Annotated in this window: 2 protein-coding genes; both read left to right on the forward strand. The window is 58.8% G+C overall.

What is annotated here, in order from left to right; all coding sequences use genetic code 11:
• Window positions 1–291 precede the first annotated feature (291 nt).
• Window positions 292–1,464, forward strand: a complete 1,173-nt coding sequence (locus LYNGBM3L_RS12900) for a glycosyltransferase family 4 protein (RefSeq protein WP_008183563.1) — start codon at window positions 292–294, stop codon at window positions 1,462–1,464.
• A gap of 26 nt (window positions 1,465–1,490) precedes the next feature.
• Window positions 1,491–2,208, forward strand: a 718-nt coding sequence (locus tag LYNGBM3L_RS12905; protein ID WP_008183564.1) for an NAD-dependent epimerase/dehydratase family protein, incomplete at its 3' end; no start/stop codon positions are given.

Below are 2,208 nucleotides of genomic sequence, written 5' to 3' on the forward strand. Positions count from 1 at the left end.
TCGCTTCAGTGGCCAATTGTTTGCCTTGAAAAAGAGAATCGAAAAAAATACGCGTGCGTATCGCTGCTTCGGTGGTCAAGAACTTCTGGATGCCTTGCGGAAGCATCACTTCACCGATGTTAGCCGTCACCGCCAGTTCTTGTTTCCGATGGCATTGCACCGTTGGCTAGGACAGTCGTGGATCTCACGAACGGCGGAATCGGTAGCGCGCACCTTCGGCCTTACTGCAGTCTTCGGTTCTCCGGTCATTGTTCACGCACGTATCCCCTCATCGGTAGCTCCCGTCACCACATGAAACTCCTCGTCCTCGCACCTCAGCCCTTCTTTCAGAATCGCGGTACACCGATCGCGACGCTGAAGATGCTGCATGTGTTGGCCGACGATGGACACGAAATCGATCTCTTGACGTTCCATGAGGGGACCGACATCGACCTTCCGGGGGTTCGTCACTTACGAATTCCAACGATCCCTTTCACCCAGGGCGTTCCTCCCGGCTTTTCCTGGCGAAAGCTCGCCTGCGACACGGCCATGGCGGGGAAAGTCCTGCGTTTATGCTGGCGGAATCACTACGATGTGATTCATGCGGTGGAGGAGTCTGTGTTCATGGCCATGCTGGTCAAATGGACGCTGGGCGTACCGTACATCTACGACATGGACTCGTCGCTCCCCCGCCAGATCTCTGATCAGCTTCCCCCGTTGCGGATGGCGCTGCCGCTATTGCGTTTTTGCGAGCGTCAAGCAGTGCGGCAAAGCCGCGGTGTCGTCGCCGTCTGCCAGTCTCTCGAGGACGTCGCGGCATCGCACAGTTCGGACGTCCCCATCGTACGCATTGAAGATGCCAGCTTGCTGACCCAGGAGCCGGCCGCGGACACGCCGCAAGTGCTCGCACTCGATGGGCCGATCATCATGTACGTGGGTAATCTGCAGACGTACCAGGGAATCGAACTCCTACTGGATGCCTTTACCCACATCTATCATCAGTATCACCGCGCGCAGTTAGTCATCATTGGTGGAGCACAACCCGAGATCCAGCTCCACCGTCATTACGCGCAGCGGAACGGCGTTCTCGACCGCACCCATTTTCTCGGACCGCGGCCGGTCGATCAGTTACGCGAATACCTACAGCAAGCCGACGTATTGGTTTCCCCACGCACGTTGGGAACCAATACACCGATGAAGATCTTCTCCTACCTCGAATCGGGTACTCCCGTATTGGCTACGGCGCTCACCATGCATACGCAGGTGCTCGACAGTGAGATCGCCATGCTCGTGGACGCCACCCCTCTGGAGATGGCCCGCGGCATCGCGGCGCTGCTCGACGATTATCGGCTGGGCATGCGACTGTCTGCTGCAGCTCAACAAAGAATGCAAACGCGTTTCCGACCGGACGTGTTGGATCTCAAGCTGTCCGAGTTTTACCAAGAAATCGCCTCTACGCTGGGTTGCGAAACGCCCACGCGTTAGGGTCGCGAACCTGCGGGACCTGCGGCATGAACCCAGCTGCAAACAAACGGGTGCTGGTCACGGGAGCCAGCGGATTCACGGGCAGTCACCTCACGCACTGGCTGGCCGACCAGGGATACCTCGTCCGTGCGCTCGTACGACCCAGCGCGGACGTTTCTGCGCTAGACACGGAAAAGAGACGCATCGGAAGAATCGAGTTGTTCGAGGGCGATCTCCTACAGCACGAGACGATTGAGCAGGCCGTCGCCGGCTGCGAACACGTTTACCACGTTGCCGCGCTGTATCGCGCAGCCAAGCATCCGGACCAGCTGTACTGGGATGTCAACGTTGGCGGAACCAGTGCGGTCGTGGAAGCCTGTCGGCAACACGGCGTGGCTCGCTTACTGCATTGCAGCACGATTGGTGTCCACGGCGGTGTCGAGGAGGTTCCCGCCAATGAACAGTCACCGTTTGCACCCAGCGACATTTACCAGCGCACGAAGTTGGCTGCCGAGCAGTGCGTCCAACAATCGCAAAGCCAAGGACTTCCCGTCACCATTGTGCGGCCCGCCGGTATTTATGGTCCCGGCGACATGCGGTTCCTCAAACTGTTTACCCTCGTCAAGACCGGCCGATTCATCATGTTCGGCTCCGGCCAAACCCTACTCCATCTGGTCTTCGTCGACGACCTTGTGCGGGGAATGTGGCAGGCGGTGGAGCATCCCGGTGGCTTGGGCGCTACGCTGATCCTCGCCGGCGAGGAAT

The organism is Moorena producens 3L (assembly GCF_000211815.1).
In the GTDB taxonomy this organism is placed as follows: domain Bacteria; phylum Cyanobacteriota; class Cyanobacteriia; order Cyanobacteriales; family Coleofasciculaceae; genus Moorena; species Moorena producens.